The sequence below is a fragment of the Paraclostridium benzoelyticum genome (assembly GCF_001006285.1).
GTDB lineage: Bacteria > Bacillota > Clostridia > Peptostreptococcales > Peptostreptococcaceae > Paraclostridium > Paraclostridium benzoelyticum.
In genome coordinates this window covers 1-3,761 of sequence record NZ_LBBT01000328.1, presented here as the reverse complement: position 1 = coordinate 3,761, position 3,761 = coordinate 1, and the positions used below count along the sequence as shown (strand labels likewise).

Annotated in this window: 2 protein-coding genes and 1 other annotated feature; of the genes, one reads left to right on the top strand and one right to left on the bottom strand. The window is 31.6% G+C overall.

What is annotated here, in order from left to right:
- The first annotated feature begins 59 nt into the window (after positions 1-59).
- Positions 60-1,460, top strand: coding sequence for an ATP-dependent metallopeptidase FtsH/Yme1/Tma family protein (locus tag VN21_RS15725; RefSeq protein WP_021428474.1), 1,401 nt, complete (start codon positions 60-62; stop codon positions 1,458-1,460).
- Positions 1,461-1,498: 38 nt separating this feature from the next.
- On the opposite strand, the gene thrS is transcribed toward VN21_RS15725, so the two are convergent.
- Complete coding sequence (gene thrS, locus VN21_RS15720) at positions 1,499-3,418, bottom strand: threonine--tRNA ligase (protein ID WP_046824090.1); 1,920 nt, start codon at positions 3,416-3,418, stop codon at positions 1,499-1,501.
- Between the two features lie 54 nt (positions 3,419-3,472).
- Positions 3,473-3,703: a binding site (T-box leader), on the bottom strand.
- Positions 3,704-3,761: the final 58 nt, after the last annotated feature.

Sequence of the window (3,761 nt, the reverse complement as noted above, 5' to 3'; positions counted from 1 at the left end):
ATTTGAAAATCGGCAAATATATGTAACAACAACAATTTTTATAACTGAGGTGTTTGACTATGAAAATGTTAAATAATTTTTTTAAAAAAATCAACAACCCTGCGCCTGCGTTTAATCAGACAAAAATGGAAAAAGAAACTTCTAATGATAACTCTGATTCAACTAAGCCTAAAACAACATTCAACGATGTAGCTGGATTAGAAGAGGTTAAAGAAGAACTATTTGAAATAGTTGATTTCATGAAAAACCCAACAAAGTATCAAAAAATGGGTGCTAAGATTCCTAAGGGGGTTTTATTCTATGGACCTCCTGGTACAGGTAAGACATTACTTGCATCAGCTATGGCTGGTGAAACAAACGCATCATTTTTCAATGTAACAGGATCTGAATTCGTTGAAAAATATGTTGGCGTAGGTGCAAAAAGAGTTAGAACATTGTTTGAAAAGGCTAGAAAAGAAGCCCCTAGTATAATATTTATAGATGAAATTGACGCAATAGGAGCTAAAAGACATCTAGAAAGCAATAATGAAAAGGATCAAACATTAAACCAACTTCTTGTTGAGATGGATGGATTTAATAAAGATTCTAATATACTTATTGTAGGTTCAACTAACAGATTAGATTTATTAGACGATGCACTACTTAGACCAGGTAGATTTGACAGACATGTCCATATAGGAGAACCTAATTATCACACTAGACTAGAAATACTAAAAGTTCATACTAAAAACAAACCAATTGATAACTCTGTAGACTTAAACTTATTAGCTAAAAAAACTCACGGATTCAATGGTGCTCACTTAGCAAATATAGCAAATGAAGCTGCTATATTTGCAGTAAGAGAAAGCAGCGAAAATATCAATAGTATTCATTTTGACAAAGCTATTGAAAGAGTTATCGCTGGACTTGAATCAAAAAATTCAAAACTTATTGAAAAAGAAAAACGTATAGTGTCTTACCACGAAGCTGGTCATGCTTTAGTTAGTAATACATTAGGTATAAACCCTATACAAAAAATATCTATAATACCTAGAGGCCAAGCACTAGGATATGTACTTCAACTTCCAGATGAAGATAGATATATTTATACTAAAGATGAACTTTTAGGAAAAATTAAAATCTTACTTGCAGGTAAAGCTGCTGAAGAAATAATATTCGGTCATAAATCTACAGGAGCTAAGGATGACTTGAAAAAAGTAACTGATATAGCAACTCAAATGGTTTGTGACTATGGTATGAGTAATCTTGGTGCTATGACTATAGATCAAAATCAAAAAAGCTTTTTATCAAAACAAATCCAAGAAGAAACTACTAGTATAATAGATTCTTGTTATGAAGAAACTCTTAATCTTCTAAACTCAAGTTTAAATGACCTTCATTTAGTTTCTCAACATCTATTTGACAAAGAAACTATGACTCACGAAGAGTTAAAAAATATAATAAGAAAAGAATGTGTATAAAAAAAGTTAGCCTTTAAGGCTAACTTTTTTATTATTTATTATGCTTGAATTACGTTAGTTCTTTCTTCTACTTCTTTTAATACATTTGCAATAAATGCTTCTACATCCATTGCACCCATTTCTCCATTGTCTCTTGATCTTACAGAAACTTTCTTTTCATTAACTTCTTTTTCCCCAACTACTAACATATAAGGAACCTTTTGAAGTTGAGCTTCTCTTATTTTATATCCTATTTTTTCAGCTCTATCATCAAGCTCTACTCTTATACCTTTATCAAACAATGCATTTCTAACTTCTTCTGCATACTCTTTAAATCTATCAGATACTAGTAATATTTTAGCTTGAACTGGAGATATCCAAGTTGGGAATTTACCAGCATAGTGTTCTATTAATATACCTATAAATCTTTCTATACTTCCTAATGCAACTCTATGGATCATAACAGGTCTATGTTTTTCCCCATCTTCACCTATATAGCTGATATCAAATCTTTGTGGTAATTGCATATCTAATTGTATAGTTCCACATTGCCAAGTTCTTCCTAAACAGTCTTTTAAGTGGAAGTCTATCTTAGGACCATAGAATGCTCCATCTCCTTCATTTATTACATAAGGTAGATTTAATTCTTCTAGAGCTTCTCTTAATCCATTTTCAGCCGCTTCCCACTCTTCATCTGTTCCCATTGAATCTTCTGGTCTAGTTGATAATTCTAAGTGATATTCAAATCCAAATGCAGAATACACCTTATCTATTAATGAAACAACACCTTTTATTTCATCCTTTATTTGTTCCGGTAACATGAATATATGTGCATCATCTTGAGTAAATGCTCTAACTCTCTTAAGACCATTTAAAGCTCCAGATAATTCATGTCTATGAACTCTTCCTAACTCAGCCACTCTCATAGGGAAATCTTTGTATGAATGCTGCTTAAAGTTGTAGTATAACATACCACCTGGGCAGTTCATTGGTTTTATAGCAAATTGCATGTCATCTATATCTACAGTATACATGTTTTCTTTATAGTGATACCAGTGTCCTGAAGTTTCCCATAGTTTTTGATTTAATATTATTGGAGTTTCTATTTCTACATATCCGTCTTTTCTGTGTAATTCTCTCCAGAATTTTAATAATTCATTTTTAAGTTCCATACCTTTTGGTAAGAATAATGGGAATCCTGGTCCTTCTTCTGGTATGAAGAATAATTCTAATTCTCTACCTAATTTTCTATGGTCTCTTTTCTTAGCTTCTTCTACTAAATGTAAATACGCTTCTAAATCTTTGTTCTTCTCAAAAGATGTTCCATATATTCTTTGTAGCATCTTATTTTTTTCATCTCCACGCCAGTAAGCCCCTGTCACGTTTTGAATTTTTATAGCTTTAACCTTTTTAGTAGAAGGTAAATGTGGTCCTCTACATAAATCTGTAAAATCTCCTTGCTTATATAAAGATATAACTTCTCCCTCAGGTAGTTCTGATATAAGTTCTACCTTGTAGCTTTCCCCTTGTTCTTCCATTAACTTTATAGCATCTTCTCTACTTAATTCAAATCTCTCTATAGCTAAATCTTCTTTAGCTATTTTTTTCATTTCAGCTTCTATTTTTTCTAAATCCTCTGGAGTTAATCTGTACTCTAAGTCTATATCATAGTAGAATCCATTCTCAATACTTGGCCCTATAGCTAATTTAGCTTCAGGGTATAATCTTTTTATAGCTTGAGCTAACATGTGAGCAGATGTATGTCTGAACACATCTTTTCCTTCTTCATCATCAAATTTAAATAAATTTAATTCGCAATCTTCATTAACTTCGAAATCTAACCCAACAACCTCTTCATTAACAGATGCAGCTACTATACTTCTAGCTAATCCTTCACTTATCGATTTAGCAATATCCATAACTGTAGTACCTTTAGCATACTCCTTTACAGATCCGTCTTTTAAAGTAACTTTTATCATGACCTTACCTCCTTATTTTTTTTGTATAAAATAAAAAAACTCGGCCCATGAAAATCATGGGACGAGTAACATTCGCGGTTCCACCCAAGTTGGCATGTTATAAACATTGCCCTCTTGATGACTATAAGGTTGTCAACCGAGTACTTTTACTTATAAGCGCTTATAAGCTACTAAACTCTGCTCCAAGGTAGTTTTCAAATAGTCATTTTTAGATATACTTTCAGCCTATGATATATCCTCTCTGAAAATTGTTTCTATTTTACTCTTCCTTTTCATAGCAACTATATTAATATTAATACAAATTATATCAAATCAATTGATATATATCAACTCTAAATATTAT